The organism is Nakamurella flava (assembly GCF_005298075.1).
Classification (GTDB): domain Bacteria; phylum Actinomycetota; class Actinomycetes; order Mycobacteriales; family Nakamurellaceae; genus Nakamurella; species Nakamurella flava.
Window position 1 is genome coordinate 813,151 of the sequence record NZ_SZZH01000001.1, and the last position, 22,971, is coordinate 836,121.

20 protein-coding genes and 1 pseudogene are annotated in these 22,971 nt (G+C 71.6%); 14 read left to right on the plus strand and 7 right to left on the minus strand.

The window, feature by feature from the left end; all coding sequences use genetic code 11:
- Positions 1-219 precede the first annotated feature (219 nt).
- The 3 genes from FDO65_RS03680 to FDO65_RS03690 are packed head-to-tail and all read left to right on the plus strand — an operon-like array spanning position 220 to position 3,444.
- Entirely contained in the window at positions 220-1,542 is a 1,323-nt protein-coding gene (locus FDO65_RS03680) for an ABC transporter substrate-binding protein (protein WP_137448087.1), read from the plus strand.
- Positions 1,543-1,553: 11 nt separating this feature from the next.
- Positions 1,554-2,528, plus strand: coding sequence for a carbohydrate ABC transporter permease (locus tag FDO65_RS03685; RefSeq protein ID WP_205849763.1), 975 nt, complete (start codon positions 1,554-1,556; stop codon positions 2,526-2,528).
- A gap of 16 nt (positions 2,529-2,544) precedes the next feature.
- The gene (locus tag FDO65_RS03690) at positions 2,545-3,444 is read left to right on the plus strand and encodes a carbohydrate ABC transporter permease (protein ID WP_137448088.1); all 900 of its coding nucleotides are present in this window, start codon (positions 2,545-2,547) and stop codon (positions 3,442-3,444) included.
- A gap of 3 nt (positions 3,445-3,447) precedes the next feature.
- Here the strand turns inward: FDO65_RS03690 and FDO65_RS03695 are convergent, their stop codons facing one another.
- The 3 genes from FDO65_RS03695 to FDO65_RS03705 all read right to left on the minus strand — a co-directional run bounded on the left by FDO65_RS03695 (position 3,448) and on the right by FDO65_RS03705 (position 6,712).
- Positions 3,448-3,651: a DUF5703 family protein gene (locus FDO65_RS03695; RefSeq protein WP_137448089.1), complete on the minus strand. Its 204-nt coding sequence runs from the start codon at positions 3,649-3,651 to the stop codon at positions 3,448-3,450.
- A 107-nt stretch (positions 3,652-3,758) separates the two neighbouring features.
- Complete coding sequence (locus FDO65_RS03700; protein ID WP_137448090.1) at positions 3,759-5,705, minus strand: AAA family ATPase; 1,947 nt, start codon at positions 5,703-5,705, stop codon at positions 3,759-3,761.
- Positions 5,702-6,712, minus strand: a complete 1,011-nt coding sequence (locus FDO65_RS03705) for an aldo/keto reductase (RefSeq protein WP_137448091.1) — start codon at positions 6,710-6,712, stop codon at positions 5,702-5,704. Before FDO65_RS03705 ends, FDO65_RS03700 begins: the two co-directional genes overlap by 4 nt.
- 99 nt (positions 6,713-6,811) lie before the next feature.
- On the opposite strand from FDO65_RS03705, the gene FDO65_RS03710 reads away from it, so the two are divergent.
- The 7 genes from FDO65_RS03710 (at position 6,812) to mshC (ending at position 12,999) form a co-directional block, all read left to right on the plus strand.
- Positions 6,812-7,864 (plus strand): LLM class F420-dependent oxidoreductase, encoded by a 1,053-nt coding sequence (locus FDO65_RS03710; protein ID WP_137448092.1) that lies wholly within the window; start codon positions 6,812-6,814, stop codon positions 7,862-7,864.
- Positions 7,861-8,694 (plus strand): undecaprenyl-diphosphate phosphatase, encoded by an 834-nt coding sequence (locus FDO65_RS03715; protein WP_137448093.1) that lies wholly within the window; start codon positions 7,861-7,863, stop codon positions 8,692-8,694. Before FDO65_RS03710 ends, FDO65_RS03715 begins: the two co-directional genes overlap by 4 nt.
- 2 nt (positions 8,695-8,696) lie before the next feature.
- Positions 8,697-9,470 carry a histidine phosphatase family protein gene (locus FDO65_RS03720; protein ID WP_137448094.1) on the plus strand — a complete coding sequence of 258 codons (774 nt, stop codon included), beginning with the start codon at positions 8,697-8,699 and terminating at the stop codon, positions 9,468-9,470.
- Positions 9,471-9,531: 61 nt separating this feature from the next.
- Entirely contained in the window at positions 9,532-10,092 is a 561-nt protein-coding gene (locus FDO65_RS03725) for a DUF3090 domain-containing protein (protein ID WP_137448095.1), read from the plus strand.
- A gap of 58 nt (positions 10,093-10,150) precedes the next feature.
- Positions 10,151-10,936 (plus strand): SCO1664 family protein, encoded by a 786-nt coding sequence (locus FDO65_RS03730; protein WP_137449433.1) that lies wholly within the window; start codon positions 10,151-10,153, stop codon positions 10,934-10,936.
- Positions 10,933-11,703 carry a zinc metalloprotease gene (locus tag FDO65_RS03735; RefSeq protein WP_137448096.1) on the plus strand — a complete coding sequence of 257 codons (771 nt, stop codon included), beginning with the start codon at positions 10,933-10,935 and terminating at the stop codon, positions 11,701-11,703. The genes FDO65_RS03730 and FDO65_RS03735 overlap by 4 nt, the downstream gene beginning before the upstream one ends.
- A gap of 72 nt (positions 11,704-11,775) precedes the next feature.
- Positions 11,776-12,999, plus strand: a complete 1,224-nt coding sequence (gene mshC, locus FDO65_RS03740) for a cysteine--1-D-myo-inosityl 2-amino-2-deoxy-alpha-D-glucopyranoside ligase (protein ID WP_137448097.1) — start codon at positions 11,776-11,778, stop codon at positions 12,997-12,999.
- Between the two features lie 366 nt (positions 13,000-13,365).
- Here mshC and FDO65_RS23270 read toward each other — a convergent pair.
- The 3 genes and pseudogenes from FDO65_RS23270 to ppk2 all read right to left on the minus strand — a co-directional run.
- Positions 13,366-13,899, minus strand: a pseudogene (locus FDO65_RS23270) (lysophospholipid acyltransferase family protein); the annotation flags it as partial.
- Complete coding sequence (locus tag FDO65_RS03750; protein WP_137448098.1) at positions 13,896-14,771, minus strand: GNAT family N-acetyltransferase; 876 nt, start codon at positions 14,769-14,771, stop codon at positions 13,896-13,898. The pseudogene FDO65_RS23270 and the gene FDO65_RS03750, both read right to left, overlap by 4 nt.
- Positions 14,772-14,877: 106 nt before the next feature.
- Positions 14,878-15,777, minus strand: coding sequence for a polyphosphate kinase 2 (gene ppk2 / locus FDO65_RS03755; protein WP_205849764.1), 900 nt, complete (start codon positions 15,775-15,777; stop codon positions 14,878-14,880).
- A gap of 108 nt (positions 15,778-15,885) precedes the next feature.
- Between ppk2 and FDO65_RS03760 the strand changes: the two genes are divergently transcribed.
- The gene (locus FDO65_RS03760) at positions 15,886-16,299 is read left to right on the plus strand and encodes a hypothetical protein (RefSeq protein WP_137448100.1); all 414 of its coding nucleotides are present in this window, start codon (positions 15,886-15,888) and stop codon (positions 16,297-16,299) included.
- Positions 16,300-16,333: 34 nt separating this feature from the next.
- Here the strand turns inward: FDO65_RS03760 and FDO65_RS03765 are convergent, their stop codons facing one another.
- Positions 16,334-17,179, minus strand: coding sequence for a PAC2 family protein (locus FDO65_RS03765; RefSeq protein ID WP_137449434.1), 846 nt, complete (start codon positions 17,177-17,179; stop codon positions 16,334-16,336).
- Between the two features lie 176 nt (positions 17,180-17,355).
- On the opposite strand from FDO65_RS03765, the gene metH reads away from it, so the two are divergent.
- From metH to FDO65_RS03780, 3 genes are all read left to right on the plus strand, one after another.
- A complete protein-coding gene (gene metH, locus FDO65_RS03770; protein ID WP_137449435.1) occupies positions 17,356-20,901 on the plus strand; it encodes a methionine synthase in 3,546 nt (1,181 codons plus the stop codon).
- A 25-nt stretch (positions 20,902-20,926) separates the two neighbouring features.
- The gene (locus FDO65_RS03775; RefSeq protein WP_137448101.1) at positions 20,927-21,586 is read left to right on the plus strand and encodes an HAD family hydrolase; all 660 of its coding nucleotides are present in this window, start codon (positions 20,927-20,929) and stop codon (positions 21,584-21,586) included.
- 202 nt (positions 21,587-21,788) lie between these two features.
- Positions 21,789-22,850: a hypothetical protein gene (locus FDO65_RS03780; protein ID WP_137448102.1), complete on the plus strand. Its 1,062-nt coding sequence runs from the start codon at positions 21,789-21,791 to the stop codon at positions 22,848-22,850.
- The last annotated feature ends 121 nt before the right edge of the window (positions 22,851-22,971 follow it).

A 22,971-nucleotide genomic window follows, 5' to 3' on the forward strand; every position in this document is an offset into this window, starting at 1 on the left:
TCTCGACCACCCACCGCGGCCGGAGGCGCCGGGGAGTTGTAGCGTGCGCCCATGCTGATCGCCCACTCCACCCGCCTCGTCGGCCGCCGGTGGATCGATCTGCACCGCGTGAAGACGACTGCCTGTTGACGCCGGTCGCCGTTGCCAGCGGACTCGTTGGCTGTCGACGGCGCCCGCCCGTCCGTTCCCGCCGCGTCCCCACCCGCTAAGGATCACGCCATGCCCGATCAGTCGTCCCTCCCCGCGCCGTCCCCGTTGACCCGCCGCCGCTTCCTCGGCGTTTCCGGGGGCCTGGCCTCCACTCTGCTGCTGGCCGCCTGCGGTTCCAACACCGGCCGGGAGGCCGCCACCACCGCCGGATCCGGCGGGTCGGGCGCTTCAGGGTCCAAGCCCACGCTGGCGCAGTGGTACCACCAGTACGGAGAGACCGGCACCCAGCAGGCGGCCGAGGGGTACGCCGCGGCCTACCCGGACGCCACGGTCAGCGTGCAGTGGACCCCGGGGGACTACGAGAGCAAGCTGTCGTCCTCGCTGGTCGCCGGGAACGGTCCGGACGTGTTCGAGTGGGGCAACGGCCCCTCGATCGACCAGATCCAGGGCGGCCAGGTCGCCGCCCTCGACGACCTGCTCGGCGACGCGAAGTCCGACTTCACGTCATCACTGCTGCAACGCATGTCGTACGACGGCAAGCTCTACGGCATCCCGCAGGTCATCGACATGCAGCTGCTGGTCTACCGGCCCAGCCTGCTGCAGGCGGCGGGCGTCCAGCCGCCGGAGACGTTCGACGACCTCGTCAGCGCCGCCGCCAAGCTCACCACCGGTGGCGTCAAGGGCCTGTTCGTCGGCAACGACGGCGGCGGTGGCGTGCTCACCGGACCGACCCTGTGGTCGGTCGGCGCCGACTACCTGACGTCGGACAACAAGGTCGGCTTCGACCAGCCCGCGGTGGCCGAGGCGTTCGGTCGGCTGCACGGGCTGTTCACCAGCGGCTCGCTGCTGCTGGGCGCGCCCACCGACTGGTCGGACCCGTCCGCCATCACCCAGGGCCTGACCGCCATGCAGTGGACCGGGCTCTGGACGCTGCCGACGCTGGCCAAGGAACTGGGCGACGACTTCGCGGTGACCGCGTGGCCGAAGTACAGCTCCTCGGTCGGCGCCCCGTCCGTGCCGATCGGGGCCTACGGCTCCGTGGTGAATGCCAAGGGCGCGAACGTGGATGCGGCCAAGGCGTACGTGAAGTGGCTGTGGGTGGACAACACCGCCGATCAGCTCGACTGGGCGCAGAGCTTCGGCTTCCACATCCCGGCCCGGCAGAGTGTCGCCGCGCAGGCCGACAAGCTCAAGACCGGGGTGGCCGCCGACGCGGTGGCCCTGGTACAGAACTCCGGCCACGCCCAGTCGCCGCTGCTGTGGACCCCGGCCTCCGGGACGGCCATGAGCGACGCGGTCAGCCGCATCATCAAGGACGGCGCCGACCCGGCCGAACAGCTCGGCCAGGTCGCCACCACCGTGCAGTCCGAGCTGCAGCGCGTCGCCGGCTGACATCGCCGCCGATGAGCGCTCCGACCCGGTCACGGCCGGTGGCCCAACGGCCACCGCTGTGGCGTCGACTGGCGGGCGACCAGAACCGCAACCTGTGGTTCTGGGCGTTTGTCGGCCCGTTCGTCGCCGGCCTGACCGTCTTCGTCTACATCCCGATCCTGTGGAGCGTCTACCTCAGCTTCTTCGACGCCCGGAACACCGTGACGCCCACCGATTTCGTGGGCTTCGGCAACTACCGCGACATGCTGACGGACCCCGCGTTCCTGTCCAGCATGGGCACGTTCATCGTGTTCGCCGCGTTCATCGTGCCGCTGACGTTCGCGGCGTCCCTGGGCCTGGCCCTGATGATTCACCGGGTCCGGCGGTTCAAGGCGTTCTTCCGGTCGGTCTACTTCCTGCCCACCGCCTGCTCGTACGTGGTCGCCGCGCTGATCTGGAAGCTGTCGATCTTCAACGGGGTCCGGTTCGGTCTGGTCAACACGGTGCTCAGCTGGTTCGGCATCGAACCGATCGCCTGGCTGTCGGTGACCCAACCACCCTGGTACTGGCTGGTTCTCGTCACCTTGCGGCTGTGGCTGCAGGTCGGCTTCTACATGATCCTGTTCCTGGCCGGGCTGCAGCGCATCCCCACCGTGCTCTACGAGGCAGCCGCGGTCGACGGCGCCGCCCCCGGCTGGCAGACGTTCCGGTACGTCACCTTCCCGCAGCTGCGGACGACGTCGGTGGCCGTACTGGTGCTGTTGCTCATCAACGCGTTCCAGGCGTTCGACGAGTTTTACAACCTGCTGGCCAACGCGGGCGCGGCGGGCAGCGGCGGCGCCTACCCGCCGTACGCCCGGCCGCCACTGGTCTACCTCTACTACGTGGCCCTGGGCAGCCAACAGGACTTCGGCCACGGCAGTGCCGGCGCGGTGCTGCTGGCCCTGGTGATCGCACTGTTCACCGTGCTGCAGGGGCGCCTGCTGCGGTTCGGACGCAACGAATGAGCGGGGGAGGACGGCGATGACGGCAACGGACTCGGACCGGCGGACCCCGGCAGCGGGCCGCCGCCCGCAGGCGGGCATCCGCCTCGGACGGGCCCAGCGGACCGGGCAGGCCCTGCGCTTCGTCGCCCTGCTGCTCGGCGCGGTGGTGTTCCTGGTCCCGTTCTACCTGCTGGTCCGCAACGGTCTGTCGACCAACGCCGACATCACCGCACCCACCTGGCGCCTGCTGCCCACGCAGGTGCAGTGGGGCAACGTCGGTGAACTGTTCGCCGACCCCGCCGTGCCCATGCTGCGCAGCCTGGTCAACTCGCTGCTGGTGTCCGTTGTGCAGACCACGGGCACCATCGTGCTGTCGGGGCTCGCCGGCTACGGGTTGGCCCGCATCCCGGTCCGGTACGCGGGCGTCGTGTCCGGGCTGATCGTCGCCACCCTGCTCATCCCGGCCGCGGTGACGTTCGTGCCCACCTTCGTCGTCGTCTCCAGCCTGGGCTGGGTCAGCAGCTTGCGCGGCCTCATCGTCCCCGGCCTGTTCCAGGCGCTGGCGACCTTCCTGTTCCGGCAGTACTTCCTCAACTTCCCCCGGGAACTGGAGGACGCCGGGCGCGTCGACGGGCTGAACTACTGGGGGGTGTTCTGGCGGATCGTGCTACCGAACTCGAAGGGGTTCGTCGCTGCCGTCGCGACCATCACCTTCATCGGATCCTGGAACGCGTTCCTGTGGCCGTTGGTGATCGCGCAGGACTCGTCGTCCTGGACGGTGCAGATCGCGTTGTCGACGTTCCTGACGTCCCAGACGATCAACCTGCACGAGCTGTTCCTGGCGGCCGTCTTCTCGATCCTGCCGTTGTTGCTGATCTTCATCGGGCTCCAGCGGTTCATCGTGCAGGGCGTCGAGTCGACCGGCATCAACCGCTGACCGTCACGGGGTCAGGTCGGGCAGCAGGCCGGGGGAGCGCTTGCGGCGCAACCACACCCGGCGGGTGCCGTCGGAGTACTTGAGCACGCGGGCCAGTTCCCAGCCGGAGAACTCGGCCCGCACGGCCAGCATCGTCGCCGCGGCCGCCCGGGACATGCTCGGGTCGATGCGCAACGGCCGGTACTCGAAGTCGTCGTTCGTCTCGATGGGTCACCTCGACAGGTCAAGGGTGGGCGGGTGGGGCCGATGTGGGCGAACGGTCCAACCAGTGTGCACCCCGCCCTGTTCCCGCCCACGCCGCCGGCCAGCGGCGTTCAGGGGGCCTGCAACAGCTCCACCAACCGGGTACGCCGCGGTCGGGACCCGATCGTCGACACCGCGCGGGCCACGGCCGGACCGGCCGCGTGCACGATCGACAGGTGCCGCCTGGCCCGGGTCAGCGCCGTGTAGACCAGCGGGCGGGACAGCATGGCACCGGCCTCCGGGGGCAGGACGGCGACGACCGACTCCCACTCCGATCCCTGCGCCCGGTGCACGGTGATCGCCCAGCCGTGCAGCAGTTCACCCAACGCCCGGCCGGACACCTCGGACTCGCCCCCGCTGAACGCCACCCGCAGCGAGTTGTCGCCGGTGGCCACGACGGTGCCGACCTCGCCGTTGGCGTACCCGGTCGGGGTGGCGTCGGCGTGGTTGGCCGTGGCCACCACGCGGTCGCCCTTGTCGAAGCCGCGCACCGCCCCGGGCCCCGGATTGAGCTGCGCCTTGAGGGCCTTGTTCAGGGCCTGGGTGCCCGCCGGTCCCCGGTGCACCGGGGTCACCACCTGGGTCTGATCGGGCGCAGACCCGAACACCCGCGGGATCGAGTCGGTGATCAGCTGCACCACCCGGGTCGCGGCCTCGGCCGCACCGCGCGCCGGGACGATGACCACCTCGTGGGTCGGGTCGTCCACCGCCGGCAGCGTGCCCTGCCGGACGGCCGTCGCCAATCGGGCGATGCTCCCGCCCTCGCTCTGCCGGTACAGCGTGACCAGCTCGGTCACCGGCACCACCCCGCTGGCCAGCAGATCGGCCAGCACCTGCCCGGGGCCGATCGACGGGAGCTGCGCCGGGTCCCCCACCACCAGCAGATGCGTCCCGTCCGGCAGGGCCGAGATGAGAGCGGCGGCGAGCTGGACGTCGAGCATGGAGGCTTCGTCCACGACGACCAGGTCGGCATCCAGCGGGTTGTCCGCGTCGTGGTCGAAGAAGCCGGCGCGAGAGCCGCCGTCCGTCACCGGGCGGGCACCGAGCAGCTTGTGCACGGTGCTGGCCGCGGCCCCCGCCAGCTCCTCCAGGCGCTTGGCCGCGCGGCCGGTGGGCGCCGCCAGTGCGACGCTCCGGCCGTGCCGGTAGGCCAGGGCGACCACGGCCGACACGGTGCGGCTCTTCCCCGTCCCCGGTCCGCCGGTCAGCACGCTGACGCCGTGCCCGGCCACGAGATCAACGGCGGCGCGCTGGGTCTCGTCCAACGCGTCGTCGCCGGTGTCGTCGGCCGCTTCGGTCGACCCGGCCGTGGGCGCCCACGGTGTGGCCGAGCCGATCAGGCGACGCAGTCCGTCGGCGATCGCCTGTTCGGCGGTGGCGAGTTCGGTGGGGGAGAACCAGCTGCGATCCGGCCCGGACGTCGTCGTCCCCGCTTTGACGGCCGCGGCGACGGCCGACGGCAGGTCCACGCCGAACGCCCGCACCGCCGTTCCCAGGTCGTCCCCCGAGGTGACGGTGTGCCCGTCCCGCTCGAAGCGGGCCATGGTCCACTCCAGCAGGGCCCGCCCCCGGCGGGCGTCGAGCCGGCCGGCGTCCGGGTCCAGGGAGCGGGCCAGCCGGTCGGCCTGCGCGACCGTGACCTCCGGCAGGGCCAGCAGCCGCCACGGGTCGGCCCGCAACGCCTCGGCCGCGTCCATCGAGACCCCGGACTGCTCCAGGGCTTCGGCCAGCCGGGTGGCCCAGCGGGCCGGCAGCTCCAGGGGCAGCAGCAACTCGACCAGGCCCAGCAGGTGTTCGTTGCCGATTAGCGACGTCACCAGCCGGTTGGCCCGGCGCTCGGTCATCCGTGGCAGTGCCGTCAGCGCCCGGACCGTGACCTGTTCGCGGCGGGTGATGCCGGCCGCGGTCAGCTGCGCCGCGGTCGTCGCGCCCAGCCCCGGCCAGAGGCCGGCCGCGCAGAACTCGGCGAACGCGCGCTCGGCCGCCGCGCTCGATGCCCCAGCGGGTGAAGCCGTCACCCGGCCGGTTCCGGTGCGCCGGCCGGCGGGGTCGCCCCGGTGGCCGGGTCGACGGCCGGGACGGTGGAGGCGTCGGCGAGGTCGACGTCCGACACGTCGTCCAGGGCCGCCCGGATCGTGGCCGGCAGGACCAGATCGGAAGCGGCGAGCGAGCCGAGCAACTGGGCGCGGTCCCGGGCGCCGACGACCACTCCGGCCACTCCCGGCCGATCCCGCACCCAGGCACAGGCGACCGCCAGAGGCGAGGTCCCCAACCCGTCGGCCGCGGTCGACACCGCCTCGACGATACGGGCGGCCCGGTCACCGCGATACCGGCCCACATACCGGCTGAACTGCGGTGAGGCGCCCCGCGAATCGGCCGGCGTGCCGTGCCGGTACTTGCCGGTCAACACCCCCCGTCCCAACGGTGCCCAGCCCAGCAGCCCGAGACCGAAGGAACCGGCCGCGGGCAGGACGGTGCCCTCCGGGGACCGTTCGACCAGCGAGTACTCGTTCTCCACCGCGACCAGGGGGACCGCGCCCCCGTGCCGACCGGCCAACCACCCGGCGAGCGCGGCGATCTGCCAACCGGCCATGCCGGACAGGCCCACGTAGCGCGCGCGCCCGGAATCCACGGCGGTGCGCAGGGTCTCGGCCGTCTCCGACAACGGCACCGTGTCGTCGTGCCCGTGGACCTGCCAGAGATCGACGTGATCGGTCTGCAACCGGGTGAGCGACTCGTCCAGTGCGGCCAGCAACCGACCCCGCCCCGCGCCGACCCCCACCGTCGTGGTGGCCAGGGTGACCGCGGACCGCGGCACGACCCGGGGGACCAGGGTGCCGAGGATGGTCTCGGCCGCGCCGTCGCCGTACACGTTGGCGGTGTCGACGAACGTCCCGCCGGCGCCGACGAACGCCTCCAACTGCTCCGCGGCGGCGTCGGAATCGGTGTCCCGACCCCAGGTCATCGTGCCCAGGCCCAGGGTGGAGACGGACAGGCCGCTACGGCCGACCGGACGGATCTGCATACCGCCAACCTACTGACACCGCCGGAGCCTGTCCGGAAGGCGGGCCGATGCCCGGTAGCGTGCAGTCGGCTCGGACTCGACCGGCAAGGGGGACATGACGTGCGCTTGGGACTCAGTCTCGGATACGTCACCACCGCCGCCGAACTGGCTGACAACCTCGCCCTCGCCCAGGCCGCGGAGAGCCTCGGCTTCGACGTCGTCTGGGTCGCCGAGGCCTACGGCTCCGACGCGGTCAGCGTCCTCGGGGCCATCGCCGCGCGGACCACGGCCATCGGCATCGGGTCGGCCGTGCTGCAGATCCCCGGCCGCACCCCGGCGATGACGGCCATGACGGCCGCGACCCTGGACGCGGTCTCCGACGGCCGGTTCCGGCTCGGTCTCGGCGTCTCCGGACCGCAGGTCTCCGAGGGGTGGCACGGGGTGCGGTTCGCCGACCCGGTCGGCCGCACCCGCGAGTACGTCCAGATCATCCGGACGGCCCTGGCCCGTCGACGGGTGACCGCCGGCGGCGAGCACTTCACGTTGCCGCTCCCCGAGGGTCCCGGCAAGTCGCTGGTGCTCTCGCTGCAACCCGTCCGCCGGGACATCCCCGTCTACCTGGCCGCGCTCGGCCCCCGGAATCTCCGTCTGGTCGGAAAACTGGCCGACGGCTGGCTCGGCATCTTCCACGACCCGCTCACCGGCGCGGCCACCCTGACCACCATCGCCGACGCCGCCCGCGCCGCCGGCCGTGACCCCCGGGACATCGACATCTGCGTGTCCGTACCGGTGTCCGTCCACGACGATCCGCAGGTCGCCGCCGACCGGGTGCGCGGTCACGCCGCCCTCTACCTGGGCGGTATGGGGTCCCGGGAACAGAACTTCTACCACCGCACCGCGACCGCCATGGGTTTCGGACCGGAGGCCGACGAGGTGCAGGACCGGTTCCTGCGACGGGACTACGGCGGAGCCGCCGCCGCGGTGCCGTTCGACTTCCTCGACCGGACCAGCCTGCTCGGTCCGGTCGATCGGATCGCTGCCGGGATCAACCGACTGGCCGACAGCGGCGTCACCACCCTGAGCGTCTCGACCTTCGACGGTGAACTCGAGGCCCGCATCGCCACCCTGGCCACCGTCGTGGCCGCCGCCGAGCAAGCCGGAGTACGTGAGTGAACATCTTCCAAGCCCTGGTCCTGGGCATCGTCGAGGGGCTGACCGAGTTCCTCCCCGTGTCCTCGACCGGTCACCAGACCATCGTCGCGGGGCTGATGGGCATCAAGATCGACGACCCGTCGGTGACGTCGTTCATCGCCGTCATCCAGGTCGGCGCCATCCTCGCGCTGGTGCTGTACCTGTGGAAGGACATCCAGCGGCTGTTCCTGGCCTGGGTCCGCGGGCTCCGTTCGGCCGACCAGCGCCGTGACCCGTACTACCGCTTGGCGTGGCTGGTGATCATCGGCTCGATCCCCATCGTCATCGTGGGCGTCGTCGGCCGCGACCTGGTCAAGGGTCCGCTGCGCTCCCTGTGGGTGGTGGCCGCCGGACTGATCCTGTGGAGCTTCGTCATGCTCTACGCGGAGTACAAGGCGCGCCAGACCCGCAAGGACACCGACCTGACGCTGAAGGACTCCCTGCTCATCGGCGGCGCCCAGGCGCTCGCCCTGGTCCCCGGTGTGTCCCGCTCCGGGGCCACCATCTCGGCCGGCCTCATCCTCGGCGTCGACCGGGTGACCGCGGCGCGGTTCGGCTACATGCTGGGGATCCCCGCTCTCGCCGGCGCCGCCGTGCTGGAGACCCCGGACGCGTTGTCGGGCGGGGTGGGCCTCTGGCCGACCCTGGTCGGCACCGTGGTGTCCTTCGTCGTCGCGTACTTCACCGTGGCGTGGATGCTGCGGTTCGTCAGCCGGCACACCATCCGCGGGTTCGTCTGGTACCGGCTAGGTCTGGGCGCGCTGCTGATCGTGCTGCTGTCCACCGGTGTCCTGTCGGCGACGGGGGTCTGATCGTGAACGCCGCCGCACCCGCCGGGACGACCGGGGCCACGGTCCTGCTGCTCCGGCACGCCCGGTCCACCGCCAACACCGCCGGCGTGCTCGCCGGCCGCACTCCCGGGGTGCACCTCGACGAGCACGGACGGGGGCAGGCGGACAGCGTGGCCGGGCGCCTGGCCGACCTGCCGGTGACCCGCATCGTCTCCTCCCCCCTGGACCGGTGCCGGGAGACCGTCGGACCGCTGGCCGAACGCCTCGGACTGGCCGTCGATGTCGACGACCGGCTCGCCGAGGTCGACTACGGCCATTGGTCGGGTCGGCCCCTGAAGGACCTGGTCTCCGAACCGCTCTGGCGGGTCGTCCAGGGCCACCCGTCCGCCGCCGCCTTCCCGGGCGGGGAGGCCATGTCCTTCATGTCGGCCCGGGCGGTCGCCGCCGTGCGGGACGCCGTCGCCGCTGCCGCCGTGCCGCTGCCCCCGGCCCCCGATCCGCAGGCCGACCCGCCGGCGGCCCGATCGGCCGCACCGGCCACCCCGGTGGTGCTGGTCTGCAGCCACGGGGACGTGCTGAAAGCGATCCTGGCCGACGCCCTCGGACTGCACCTGGACCAGTTCCAGCGGATCGTCGTCGCCCCGGCGTCACTGTCCGTCGTCCGGTACACCGATCTGCGGCCCTTCGTCGAGCGGGTCAACGACACCGGTGACCTGACCGGGCTGCGCCCTGCCCCCCCGGCGGCGGATGCGGCAGGATCGAGTTCGGACGCCGTCCCCGGCGGGACCACCCGCTGATCCGCGGCCCGACGTCCACCACCCGTCGCCGCGACCGCGGTGGCCTAAGCTCGAAGGTGCCATGTCACGACAGGTCCACGTCTTCCGCTCACCCGATCGTTTCCTCGCCGGAACCATCGGGCAGCCCGGCGAACGCGAATTCTTCCTCCAGGTGGTCGACGGTCGCCGCGTGCTGTCGGTGTCCTGTGAGAAGCAGCAGGTCGCGGTGCTCGCCGACCGGCTCGGCTCACTGATCACCGAGGTGGCCAAGCGCTTCGGCGCGACCGCCGACTCCGCCGCCCCGTCCGGCACCGACCCGCTGCTGACGACCCCGGTCGACGCCGAGTTCCGGGTCGGCACCATGGGCCTGGCCTGGGACGGCGAGGGCTCGCAGGTGATCGTCGAGTTGCTGGCCCTGTCCGAGGAGGACGTCGGCGAGGAGATCGTCCTGGAGGACCGCGAGGACGGTCCCGACGCGCTGCGGGTCTTCCTCTCCCTGGGCGAGGCCCAGCACTTCGCGGACCAGGCCCAGCGGGTCGTGGAGGCCGGTCGGCCACCGTGCCCGCTGTGCGCCAACCCGCTCGACGCCGAGGGTCACATCTGCCCGCGGCTCAACGGATACCACCGCGGTGCGAGCGGCTGATCAGCCCACCTGGGGGGAGTCGGGGGACGGGGAACCGTCCGACGACGTCGTCGCCCGGGTGTTGGCCGAGGGTGAACTGACGGTCACGGGCCGGATCAGTGATGCGTCGAACCTGACCCTGCTGGCGACCGCGACCGCCGATCTCGGTGCCGTGGGCGGCCCGGTCTCGGTCGAGTGTGTCTACAAGCCGGTCCGGGGCGAGCGGCCGCTGTGGGACTTCCCCGACGGCACCCTGGCGGCCCGCGAACGCGCCGCCTACCTGGTGTCGCACGCGGCCGGGTGGGACTGCGTCCCCCTGACCATCCTGCGACCCGGCCCCTACGGCGAGGGCATGGTCCAGCGGTGGATCACCGTCCCGGACGACGCCGAGGACACCGTGGACCTGCTACCGGTCGACCGGATGGTGCCCGGGTGGTTGCCCGTCCTGCGGGCCGTCGACATGGACGGCTCCGACGTCGTCGTCGCCCACGCCGACCGCCCCGCGCTGGCCCGGCTGGCCGGGTTCGACGTCGTCGTCAACAACGCCGACCGCAAGGGCTCCCACATCCTGACCAGCCCCGACGGACGCATCCTCGGCGTCGACCACGGCCTGTGCTTCCACACGGACAACAAGTTGCGCACCATCCTGTGGGGGTGGGCCGGCGACGACCTGCCTGCCGAGGTACGCGACGGGGTCGGGCGCCTGCGGACCGCGCTGGACGCCGACCTGGGCGAACAGCTCGACGAACTGCTCACCGTCACCGAGGTGACCGCGTTCCGCCGGCGCCTCGAGCGGCTCCTGGAACGCCCGGTGTTCCCGCGGCCGCCGACCAACCGCACGCCCATTCCCTGGCCGCCGCTGTGAGCCCGGGGGGCGGTCTGTTCCGCGACGCCCGGGAGGCGCTGCTCGGCGTACCGCGGGTGCTCGGTCGCACTCTCGGCGCCGCGACCACCGACCTCGCCTCCGGGGCGGCCGAACTCGTCGAGACCACCGGCGAGCGACTGACCGGCCGCCGCCGCGACCTGTCAAGCCTTCGGGTCGCGGTCGTCGTGCTGTCCGACGAACAGGGCCGGCCCGTCACCAGCGTCGAACGCGTGCAGGCATCCCTGGACCGCGCGGACGCCGTACTGCGGGCCGAAGCCGGGATCGCCGTCCGGGTGACCGGGGTGACCGTCGACCCCGACCCCGCGCCGACCGACGCTCTCGACCCCCCGGCCAACCGGCGCCTGCTGTTGGCCGACGTCCTGGGACGCACCGAGACCTACCGTCGACACACCGACCCGCCGGGTCCCGGCGGCGGCGCCACCAGCCTGGGCGCCCCCGTCACCGTCGTCGTGGTCCGCGACATCTCCGGCCGCACCACCGGGTGCTCGCTGGGCATGACCGCCGACTGGGTCATCGTGCAGGCCGCGCTGTTCGACCCGGAGCGGGCCCACACCTACGACGAGACGGTGCTCGCCCACGAGCTCGGGCACGCCCTGAACCTGCCCCACCACCGCGACCGGCACAACCTCATGTTCCCCGCGTCCTCCCCGCCCGGCGACCTCCGCGGCACCGACCTCACGCCCTGGCAGGGCGCCGTGCTGCGGGCCAACCGGCACGTACTCCCCGGGGTACCGCTGCATCCGTGACACCGGCGGGTGACCGCGCATGCTCGACGGCGGCGTCGCGAGTTCGGTCGCCGCGCCAACTAGGCTGGTGCCGTGCAGTCCTGGAACCCGCCCGCCATCCCGTCCGTGCCCGGCCCCGGACCGCAGCTGTGGTTGTACGACTCGTCCAGCGAAATGGTCCGCCCGACCACGCCGGGGGAGACCGCCACCCTCTACGTCTGCGGCATCACCCCCTATGACGCCACCCACCTCGGCCACGCGGCGACGTACCTGTCGTTCGACCTGGTACAGCGGGTGTGGTTGGACGCCGGGCGCCAGGTGCACTACGTGCAGAACGTCACCGACATCGACGATCCGCTGCTGGAGCGGGCCGAGCGGGACGGCGTCGACTGGCGGGACCTCGCGGCCGAGCAGATCCAGCTCTTCCGCGACGACATGGAATGGCTGCGCATCATCCCGCCGCGCGACTACATCGGCGCCGTCGAGGCCATGGACGAGATCAGCGCGGCCGTGGCCGACCTGATGGAGAAGGGCGCCGGCTACCGGGTGCCCGACGACGACCACCCGGACATCTACTTCGACCTCCGCTATTCGCCGCGGTTCGGCTACGTCTCGCACTACGACAGCGACACCATGTTGGCGTTGTCCCGGGAACGCGGTGGCGACCCCGATCGCGAGGGCAAGTACGACCGGCTCGATCCGCTGCTGTGGCGGACCGCCCGGGACGGCGAACCCTCCTGGGAGTCCCCGCTGGGGGCCGGCCGCCCGGGCTGGCACGTCGAATGCGCGGTGATCGCCGGCAACCGACTGGGTTGGTCGATCGACGTGCAGGGCGGCGGCAGCGACCTGATCTTCCCGCACCACGAATGTTCCGCCGCGCACAGTGAGACCCTCTCGGGGGAGGGACCTTTCGCCAAGCACTACACGCAGGCCGGCATGATCGGGCTGGACGGCGAGAAGATGTCTAAATCCCGCGGCAACCTGGTGTTCGCCTCCAAGCTGCGGGCAGCCGGCGTCGATCCGATGGCCGTGCGGCTGGCCCTGCTCACCGGGCACTACCGGCAGGACCGCGAGTGGACCGACGACGCGCTGGAGCAGGCGACCATCCGGCTGGGCGTGTGGCGCAAGGCCGCCGATCGCCGTGGCTTCGACACCACGCCGCTGCTGCAGGCCATGCGGTCCGCCCTCGCCGACGACCTCGACACCCCCACGGTGGTGGCCCGTCTCGACGCCTGGGCGATCGACGACTCCTTGGAGGGGTCCGTCGTCGCCGATGCCGTGGACGCTCTGCTGGGGATCGACCTGCGCTCCTCCTGACGTCGCCGGGTGCTCAGGCAGCGGCTCATACCACGGGGCCGGTGGTGGTCCGCTGACCGTCAGGGTTCGCGGCCGCGTCACGACCGGTTGCTCGAGCAGGTCGGCGACCGCCTGCTGCGCCGCAGCCGCCGACCGCGCCCGCGCGACCGCGGACACGGCCCGCTCGTGGCCGACAAGCGGCGCAGCCCAACGGACCTCAGCCACGATCGGTCCGCCGCGAAGCAGGGTCAGCACCGAGGACAGCAGGGTCTGATCGCCGACGAAGGCGGCAGCGCTGGTCGGCCGGCCGTTCCGGTCCCGGTAGGCCAGCGCCACCGGTCGCACCGGCACAGCAGCATCGAGGGCGGCCTGGAAGGCGGCCCGACGGAACGGATCCAGGGCGGTGCCACACCTGGTGGTCGCTTCGGGGAAGACCTGCACGCAGGCCCCGGCCCGCAACGCGGCGGCCATCGACGCCACCGTGGCGGGCAGCGACCGCAACCTCCGGCGATCGATGAAGACGGCGCCCACCCGGCGGGCGACGGGACCGATGACCGGCCAGCCGGCGATCTCCACCTTGGCTACCGGCACCAGGGGGCCGCCGGCGGCCAGCACCGGGATGTCCAGCCACGACATGTGATTGGCGACGATCAGTCCGCGGCGCGGCCCCGGCGGGCCGTCCTCCCGCATCTCGACCCGCAGGGACCACAGCAGGGCCCGGCAGCCGGCGCTGAGCGCCCGCGACCCGGACCAGCGGGAGCCGGCGGGCAGCAGGTAGGTCACCCGCACCAGGACGGCGACGCCCACCAGCACCAGCAGCGTCCGGCCGGCCCGCAACAGCACCACCGGCCACGGCACCTGTGGGCGGACCTGCACGCACGATCGCTCGCACCGGGTCCGCCGGCAGGGCAGGGCGCTCATGGCTGGTCCGCAGCAGGCACCATTCCGGCCGGGGCGGGAGCCGCACCCCCCTGGCCCAGGTCACGACGGGCCCGCCGGGCGCGTTCGATGACGACCGCGTCCCCGGCCGAGACCCGTTCCAGCATGCGCGGATTCGCGGCGTGCAGGTCGAGCAGGACCAGGAAGTCGGCGGTGCCGAACTCACGGTCGACGGCCGGGTCGCCGCAGACCCGCGCCCCCAGATTCAGGTAGGCCCGCAGCAACGGCGGCAGATACAGGCGCTCCGGCCGCGCCACCCCCTCGAGCTCGAACGGCACCCGCGGCCGGCACGGGGCCGGGAGATCGGCCCGGTAGCGGGTGCGGGCCTGATCGGCGAACCCGGCCGCCGTCGCGCCCCCGTCGGTCAGGTCGACCGATGCGCACCCGATCAGGTACCGGTAGCCGTCCCGGCGCAGGTAGCGCAGGATGCCGGCCCACAGCATCATGATCGCCGCACCGTTGCGGTGGTCCGGGTGCACGCAGGCCCGGCCGGCCTCGACCGCGTCGGGCAGGTTTCCCGCCAACGGGTCGATGTCGAACTCGGTCGCGGTGTACAGCCCGCGGCTGCGGGGGCCGCTGGTGGAGCGGCGGGCTGGCAGCAACCGGTAGGTCGCGACGGCCCGACGGTCGGACCCGTCGACCGACCACACGATCACGTGGTCGCAGACGGCGTCGAAGCGGTCGCGGTCAACACCGTCCGGACCGGGGGTCCGCGCCCCCAGTTCGCCGGCGAACACCGCGAAGCGCAACTGCTGCGCGGCGAGCACATCGGCCCGGTGGCGGGTGATGCTGACCTGGTAGGCGGGTGTCGGCTCGGGACGAGCCAGGACGGGTACCGGCTGGACTGTGGTCACGTACCGGGACGGTGACCTCCCCAGGTGAGCGAACGACCAACTGCGGCTGACGTGTTCGAGCACCTCGTGTGAACTGCGCCGACCCCGCCGGTCGGCCGTCGGGAGATCAGTCGACGATCGCCTCGCGGGCGCGCTGCACGATGAGCGGGTCGGGGGCGTGGACCACGTCGGTGTTCTTGTCCTCGTAGTCGAACTGGGAGAGGAAGAACCGCATGGCGTTGATGCGGGCCCGCTTCTTGTCGTTGCTCTTGATCGACGTCCACGGGGCGTGGTCGGTGTCCGTGGCCAGCACCATGGCCTCCTTGGCCTCGGTGTAGGCCTCCCACCGGTCAAGGGACTCGATGTCCATCGGTGAGAGCTTCCAGCGCCGTACCGGGTCGATCTGCCGGATGGCGAACCGGGTGCGCTGTTCGGACTGCGTCACCGAGAACCAGAGTTTGGTCAGTGTGAACCCGCTCTCGACCAGCATGTCCTCGAAGAGGGGCGCCTGTCGCAGGAACATGCGGTACTCGTGTTCGCTGCAGAAACCCATCACCCGCTCGACGCCGGCCCGGTTGTACCAGGAGCGGTCGAACAGCACGATCTCCCCAGCCGTGGGCAGGTGGGTGACGTACCGGTGGAAGTACCACTGACCGCGCTCGGTCTCGGTCGGCTTGTTCAGCGCCACCACCCGCGCCGCCCGCGGATTCAGGTGCTCCATGAACCGCTTGATCGTGCCGCCCTTACCGGCGGCGTCCCGGCCCTCGAACACGATGACGTGCTTGCCGCCGGTCTCCTGCGCCCAGTACTGGAACTTCAGCAGTTCGATCTGCAGCCGGTATTTCTGTTCCTCGTAGTCGTCCCGGTCCATCCGTTCGTCGTACGGATAGTCCTCCCGCCACGTCTTGATCGGGTTCCCGCCCGGGTCGATAAGGTCCGGGTCTGACCCGTGCTCATCGTGCCGGACGGAGTACCCGTCGGTGAGCAGCTTGTCGAGGTACTCGCGGAAGTTCTCCCTGATCAGCACTGCTGGATTATCCGGCGGCGCAGACGACCGGTCGGTGATCGGGCGGTGAACATACCGGCATGAGTTCCAGCTGCCAGAGTGACTGATGTGCGCTACAACGGACCAACCATGCCGGAGACCACGTCAACGCGCACTGCGCCGACCCTCGTCAGGTGGCTGGGCGCCATCAGTGCGGTGTGTGTTCTGCTCGCTGCAGGTGCCGCCGTCGTCACCGTGACCCAGGGCGGCCAGAGGCCGTTGTTGCTCCTGGCGCTGACCGCGGTGAGCTGGACGGTGACCACCGGGCTGCTCCCGGTAGTGCCCTCCTGGCGGCAGCGTCCACTGGTGGGGGTCATCGGAGCCGTCGTCACCATCGGACTGGGTATCGCCGCCGCGACCGTCGGTGGGGGAGACGGTGTGCTCGGGAGAATCGGAGCAGCCCTGGTCGCGCTGGGTCTGTCGGGAGCGGCCGGGGTCATTGGCTGGATGGCCCTGGGCCTGCGCCGCCGACAACGGCGGCGACCGGACGAGCCGGAGAGCTAGGTCCCCGGACACGGGTGAAGGCCCGCGCGACCGCTCAGCGCTTACCGGGCCCTTCACGGCCCGGACCGTCGCCTCGGCCGGGACCCCGGCGGCGCAGGTACCGTTCGAACTCGGCGGCGATCGATTCCCCGGAGGCCGGCTGGAGCGGCTCGTCGGCCTCCTCGCGTTCTTCCAGGGAACGGATGTACTCGGAGATCTCCTCGTCCTCCGAGGCGATCTGCGAGACCTCGGTCTCCCACTCGTCGGCCTGCTGGGGCAGGGCGCCGAGCGGCACCTCGACGTCCAGGGCCTCCTCGACCCGGTGCAGCAGCGCCAGCGTCGCCTTGGGTGACGGGGCCTGGGACACGTAGTGCGGGACCGACGCCCAGAAGGAGACGGACGGGATGCCGGCCTGTACGCAGGCGTCCTGGAAGACCCCGGAGATGCCGGTCGGGCCCTGGTAGCGGGAACGGGTGAGGTTGAGGCGCTCGGCGGTGGTCTCGTCGTGGGCGGACCCGGTCACCTGGATGGGGCGGGTGTGCGGGACGTCGGCCAGCAGCGCGCCCAACGAGAGCACCGTGCTGACCTCGTGTTCCAGTGCGATCTTGAGCAGCTCGTCGCAGAACGCGCGCCACCGGAAGTTGGGTTCGATGCCGTGGACGAGGATCACGTCGTGGGCGGCGTCGGGAAGACGGCAAACGGACAGGCGGGTGGTCGGCCACTCGATGGTCCGGGTCACCCCGTCGACGAGTTTGACGGTCGGGCGACTGACCTGGAAGTCGTAGTACCCCTCGGGGTCCAGCTCGGTCAATGGTGTGGCGTCCCAGGTCAGACCCATCTGCTCGACGGCCGCGCTGGCGGCGTCGCCGGCGTCGTTCCACCCCTCGAAGGCAGCGATCATCACCGGGCTGCGCAGTGGCGGGAACTCGGTCACGCAGCTCAGCCTACGTCCGGCCACGGGTCGCCGGTGGCGGGTGCCACGCCGGTGTCGGTGGCCGGCGGACGTGTGTGCGACCCGAGCCCCCCGGCTGGGCAACTACCCTGAACGGCGTGAACTCCGTGCACTCGCATCCCCTGATGGTCGCGCTGGCTCAGCGTGTGATCGTGGCCGACGGGGCGATGGGCACCATGTTGCAGGCCCAGGACCCGAGTCTGGACGACTTCGCCGGTCTGGAGGGCTGCAACGAGATCCTCAACGTGACCCGCCCCGACATCGTGCGGGCGGTCCATCGCGCCTACCTCGAGGTCGGCGTCGACGCGGTCGAGACCAACACCTTCGGGGCGAACCTGGCCAACCTGGCCGAGTACGACATCCCCGAGCGGATCCGCGAACTGGCGCACGCCGGCGCCGCGTTGGCCCGGGCCGAGGCCGACGAGTTCAGCACCCCGGCCCAGCCGCGGTTCGTCCTCGGCTCGGTGGGCCCGGGCACGAAGCTGCCCACTCTGGGTCACGCGCCCTACGTCGCGTTGCGCGACGCCTACGAGCAGCAGGCCCTGGGCATGCTCGACGGCGGCGTCGACGCGGTGCTGGTGGAGACGTGCCAGGACCTGCTGCAGGCCAAGGCGGCCGTCCTCGGGGCCCGCCGGGCCATGACCGCGTCGGGCATCGTGGTGCCCGTGCTGGTCCACGTGACCGTGGAGACGACCGGCACCATGCTGCTCGGGTCGGAGATCGGCGCCGCACTGACCGCGCTCGAACCGCTCGGCATCGACTACATCGGCCTGAACTGCGCGACCGGTCCGGCGGAGATGAGCGAGCACCTGCGGTATCTGTCCCGGCACGCACAGACGGGCGTGTCCGTCATGCCCAACGCCGGTCTTCCGCAACTCGGGCCGAACGGGGCCGAGTACCCGCTGAGCCCCGAGGAGCTGGCCGAGGCCCTGTCCGGCTTCGTCCGTGAGTTCGGCCTCGGTCTGGTCGGCGGCTGCTGCGGTACGACGCCCGAGCACCTGCGTCAGGTGGTGGAGGCCGTCCGCGAGACCACCCCCGCGGTCCGGCATCCGCAGACCGAACCGGGCCTGTCCTCGCTGTACCAGAGCGTCCCGTTCGAACAGGACGCGTCGCTGCTGATGGTCGGCGAGCGCACGAACGCCAACGGCTCCAAGGCGTTCCGCGAGGCCATGCTGGCCGAGGACTGGCAGGCGTGCGTGGAGATCGCCCGGGCCCAGACCCGGGACGGGGCCCACCTGCTCGACCTGAACGTCGACTACGTCGGCCGGGACGGCGCGGCCGACATGCGGGTGCTGGCCGGCAAGCTCGCCACCGCCTCCACCCTGCCGATCATGATCGACTCCACCGAACCGGACGTGATCCAGGCCGGGCTGGAGCAGCTCGGCGGCCGGTCGATCGTGAACTCGGTCAACTTCGAGGACGGCGACGGGCCGACGTCCCGGTACGCACGGATCATGCCGCTGGTCGTCGAGCACGGGGCCGCGGTGGTCGCGCTGACCATCGACGAGGAGGGCCAGGCCCGCACCCGCGAGACCAAGGTCGCCATCGCCGAACGGCTCATCACCGACCTGACCGAGAACTGGGGTCTGGCCGAGAGCGACATCGTGGTCGACTGTCTCACCTTCCCGATCGCCACCGGTCAGGAGGAGGTGCGCAAGGACGGCATCGAGACCATCGAGGCGATCCGGGAACTCAAGCGTCTGCACCCGGATCTGCACTTCACCCTGGGCATCTCGAACGTGTCCTTCGGTCTCAACGCCGCCGCCCGGCAGGTCCTGAACTCGGTGTTCCTGGCCGAGTGCGTCAAGGCCGGGCTGGATTCGGCCATCGTGCACGCGTCGAAGATCCTGCCGATGGCCCGGATCCCGGACGAGCAGCGGCAGGTCGCGCTCGATCTCATCTACGACCGCCGCCGTGAGGGCTACGACCCGCTGGAACGGGTGCTGGAGATCTTCGCCGGGGCGACCGCGGCGGCCGGCCGGGAGACCCGCGCCGCCGAACTGGCCGCGTTGCCCCTGGAGGAGCGGCTGCAGCGGCGCATCGTCGACGGCGAGCGCAAGGGCCTGGAAGCCGATCTGGACGAGGCCCTGCAGAGCCGCTCGGCCCTGGCCATCATCAACGACACGCTGCTGGCCGGCATGAAGACCGTCGGTGAGCTCTTCGGGTCGGGGGCAATGCAGCTGCCCTTCGTGCTCACCTCCGCCGAGGTGATGAAGTCGGCGGTGGCCCACCTGGAACCGCACATCGAGCGGGAGAGCGACGGCAGCACCTCGACCAAGGGCACCATCGTGCTGGCCACGGTCAAGGGCGACGTCCACGACATCGGCAAGAACCTGGTCGACATCATCCTGTCCAACAACGGCTACTCGGTGGTCAACCTCGGCATCAAGCAGCCCATCGCCACCATCCTCTCGGCCGCCGAGGACAGCGCGGCCGACGCGATCGGCATGTCCGGTCTGCTGGTGAAGTCGACGGTGATCATGAAGGAGAACCTGCAGGAGATGAACTCCCGCGGGCTCGCCGAGAAGTACCCGGTGCTGCTGGGCGGGGCCGCGTTGACCCGGTCCTACGTCGAGAACGACCTGTCCGAGGTGTTCGACGGCGACGTGCGGTACGCCCGGGACGCCTTCGAGGGTCTCCGGCTCATGGACCGGGTGATGTCCCGCAAGAAGGGTCTGGACCCGGAGCAGGACGCTGCGGAGGCGGCCAAGGCCGCCGAACGCAAGGCCCGGCACGAGCGGTCGCGACGCATCGCCGAGCAGCGCCGGGCGGCGGCCGAGACCTCCGGCGCGGACGGCGAGAGCGATGCCGATCTGCCGGCGCGCTCGGACGTCGCCCTCGACAACCCCGTCCCCACCCCGCCGTTCTGGGGTTCACGGGTGGTCAAGGGCATCCCGCTGGCCGACTACGCGGCGATGCTGGACGAGCGGGCGACGTTCCTCGGCCAATGGGGTCTGCGCGGCGCCAAGGGGGGCCAGGGGCCGAGCTACGAGGAACTGGTGGAGACCGAGGGCCGGCCGCGGCTGCGGTACTGGCTCGACCGGTTGTCCACCGAGCAGGTGCTGCAGGCCGCCGTCGTCTACGGCTACTTCCCGTGCGTCTCGGAGGGGGACGACGTCGTCGTACTCGCCGAACCGCGGGTCGACGCCGCCGAGGTCGCCCGGTTCACCTTCCCGCGGCAGCGACGTGACCGGCACCTGTGCCTGGCCGACTTCTTCCGCCCGCGGGAATCCGGTCAGGTGGACGTCATCTCGTTCACCGTGGTGACCATGGGCCAGCGGATCGCGGACTTCGCCAACGAACTCTTCGCCGCCAACGCCTACCGGGACTACCTGGAGGTGCACGGGCTGTCCGTGCAGCTGACCGAGGCGCTGGCCGAGTTCTGGCACTCCCGCGTCCGCGCGGAGCTGGCGTTCTCCGACGGCTCGACGGCCGCCCGGGACGACGCCGAGGAGGTCGAACGGTTCTTCGACCTGGATTACCGGGGCGCGCGGTACTCCTTCGGTTACCCGGCCTGTCCGAATATCGAGGACCAGACCAAGATCATGACCCTGCTGGAGCCCGACCGGATCGGTGTCGAGCTGTCCGAGGAGTTCCAGCTGCACCCCGAGCAGTCGACGTCCGCGTTGATCGCCCACCATCCGGAGGCCAAGTACTTTGCTGCACGGTGATTCTCGTCCCGATCAACTCCGGGCGGTGCTGTTCGACATGGACGGCACCCTGGTCGACTCCGAGGGTCACTGGGAACGGGCGATGTTCGACCTGGCGGCCGAGTACGAGCGGACGTTGCCGCCGGACATCCTCACGGCGGTGACCGGCACGTCCGTCCCGGACACCGTCCAGCTGCTCACCGAACGGCTGTTGCCCGGCGGCGACCCGGTGGCGGTGCAGACCCGACTGCTCGAGCTGACCGCGACCCGGCTGGCCGAAGGCGTGCTGTGGCAGCCGGGGGCCGAGGAACTGCTGGAAGCGGTCCGGGCGGCCGGGTTGGCGACGGCGCTGGTGACGAACTCGCCGCGGTCGATCGTGCAGTCCTCGCTGCCGCTGCTCGGGGTCGACCGGTTCGACGTCACCGTCTGCGGCGACGAACTGCCCCGGCAGAAACCGGATCCCCTGCCGTACCTGGAGGCCATGAACCGGCTGGGCGTCACCGCCGCCGAGTGCCTGGCCATCGAGGACTCGCCGAGCGGGGTGCAGGCCGCCATCGACGCCGGTGTCCCGGTCCTGGTGGTGCCGTCATCCGCCGGGGCCATCGTGCCCGAGGGGCCCGGCCGGATCTTCGCCGCGTCGTTACTGGAGGCGACCGTCGAGGAGCTCCGACACCTGCACGCCGAGTTCCGCCGACGCCACGCCTGACCGCGGGATCCGTCCACGCCGTCACCCAGGACACGGAGCGTGACGCTCGGAGACCCGGCCGAGTTGACGGCATCCTCCGAGCGGATGACACTGCATGCTGTCATCCCAGTCGCGCCCACGGCCGGTGAGTTCCGCACGTCGGTGCGTACCCCCCACGGTGGTCGGCCCGGCCGTTCCCCTGACGGAAGGACCCGGCCAGTCGATGGCGCGCACCTCAGGCCGGCACCGTGCCGTCGCCGTCCCCACCCGCTCCCGGCGCCGCGGTCTCGTCGTCGGGGCCGCCGCCGTGGTGGTCGCCGCAGCCGCACTGTCCAGTTGGGCGGCGACGGCTCCGGCGGGTCCCGACGGCGCGGCCGTCGCGGTGGCCGAGACCGCAGCCCGGCCGACGCTGCTCGAGCAGGCCCGCGCCGACCGGGAGTTCCGTAGCGCGGATCCCTCGACCAGTACGGCCGCCCCAGTCCCGCCCGCCATCGAGTTGCCGGGCGGCGGACGTTCCTTCTTCCCGGATCGCCGGGTCGTGGCGCTGTACGGCAAGCCGGGCGTCGACGGCCTCGGGGTCCTCGGTCAGCAGGATCTGCCGTCCACGATCGCCCGGGTGCAGGCCACCGCGGCCGAGTACCAGGCGGTCAGCGACCGGCCCATCCTGCCCACCCTGGACATCATCGCGACCGTGGCCGACACGTCGCCGGGCGAGGACGGCGACTACTCCCGGGCCACCTCGGTGGACGACCTGCGACCGTGGGTTCAGGCCGCCGCCGACGCCGGGGTGTACGTCGTCCTGGACCTTCAGCCCGGTCGATCGACGTTCCTGGAGCAGGCCCGGGCCTACGAGGAACTGCTGCGCCTGCCGAACGTCGGTTTGGGCCTGGACCCGGAATGGCGCGTCGGTCCCGGTCAGGTCCCCGGATACACCCGCGGCACGGTGGGGGCCGCCGAGGTCAACGAGGTGCAGGGCTGGCTCGCCGGTCTGGTGCAGGAGGGCCGACTCCCGCAGAAACTCCTCGTCGTCCACCAGTTCGTGGACTCGATGATCGCCGACAAGATGCTCATCCACGCGGACCGGCCCGAGATCGCCGTCCTGTTCCAGATGGACGCGCAGGGCCCGACGATCACCAAGGGGCTGGCCTGGAAGGACGTCCTGCAGGACGCCCCGGCCGGGACGGCGTTCGGGTGGATGAACTTCGTGACCCTGGACGAGCCGATGCTGAACCCGGCCGACACGCTCGCCCAGCAGCCGCGGCCGGACATGGTGTCCATCCAGTAACGCCGCCGCGCGAAACGGTCGCTGCCTGCGCTGGCCGGCTCACTGTCGGTGCGATGTGATGGTGTGGTTCCACCTCCGGATCCCCCCCGGGGCGCCAACCGGACCGCGCCGCGTGCGGCGC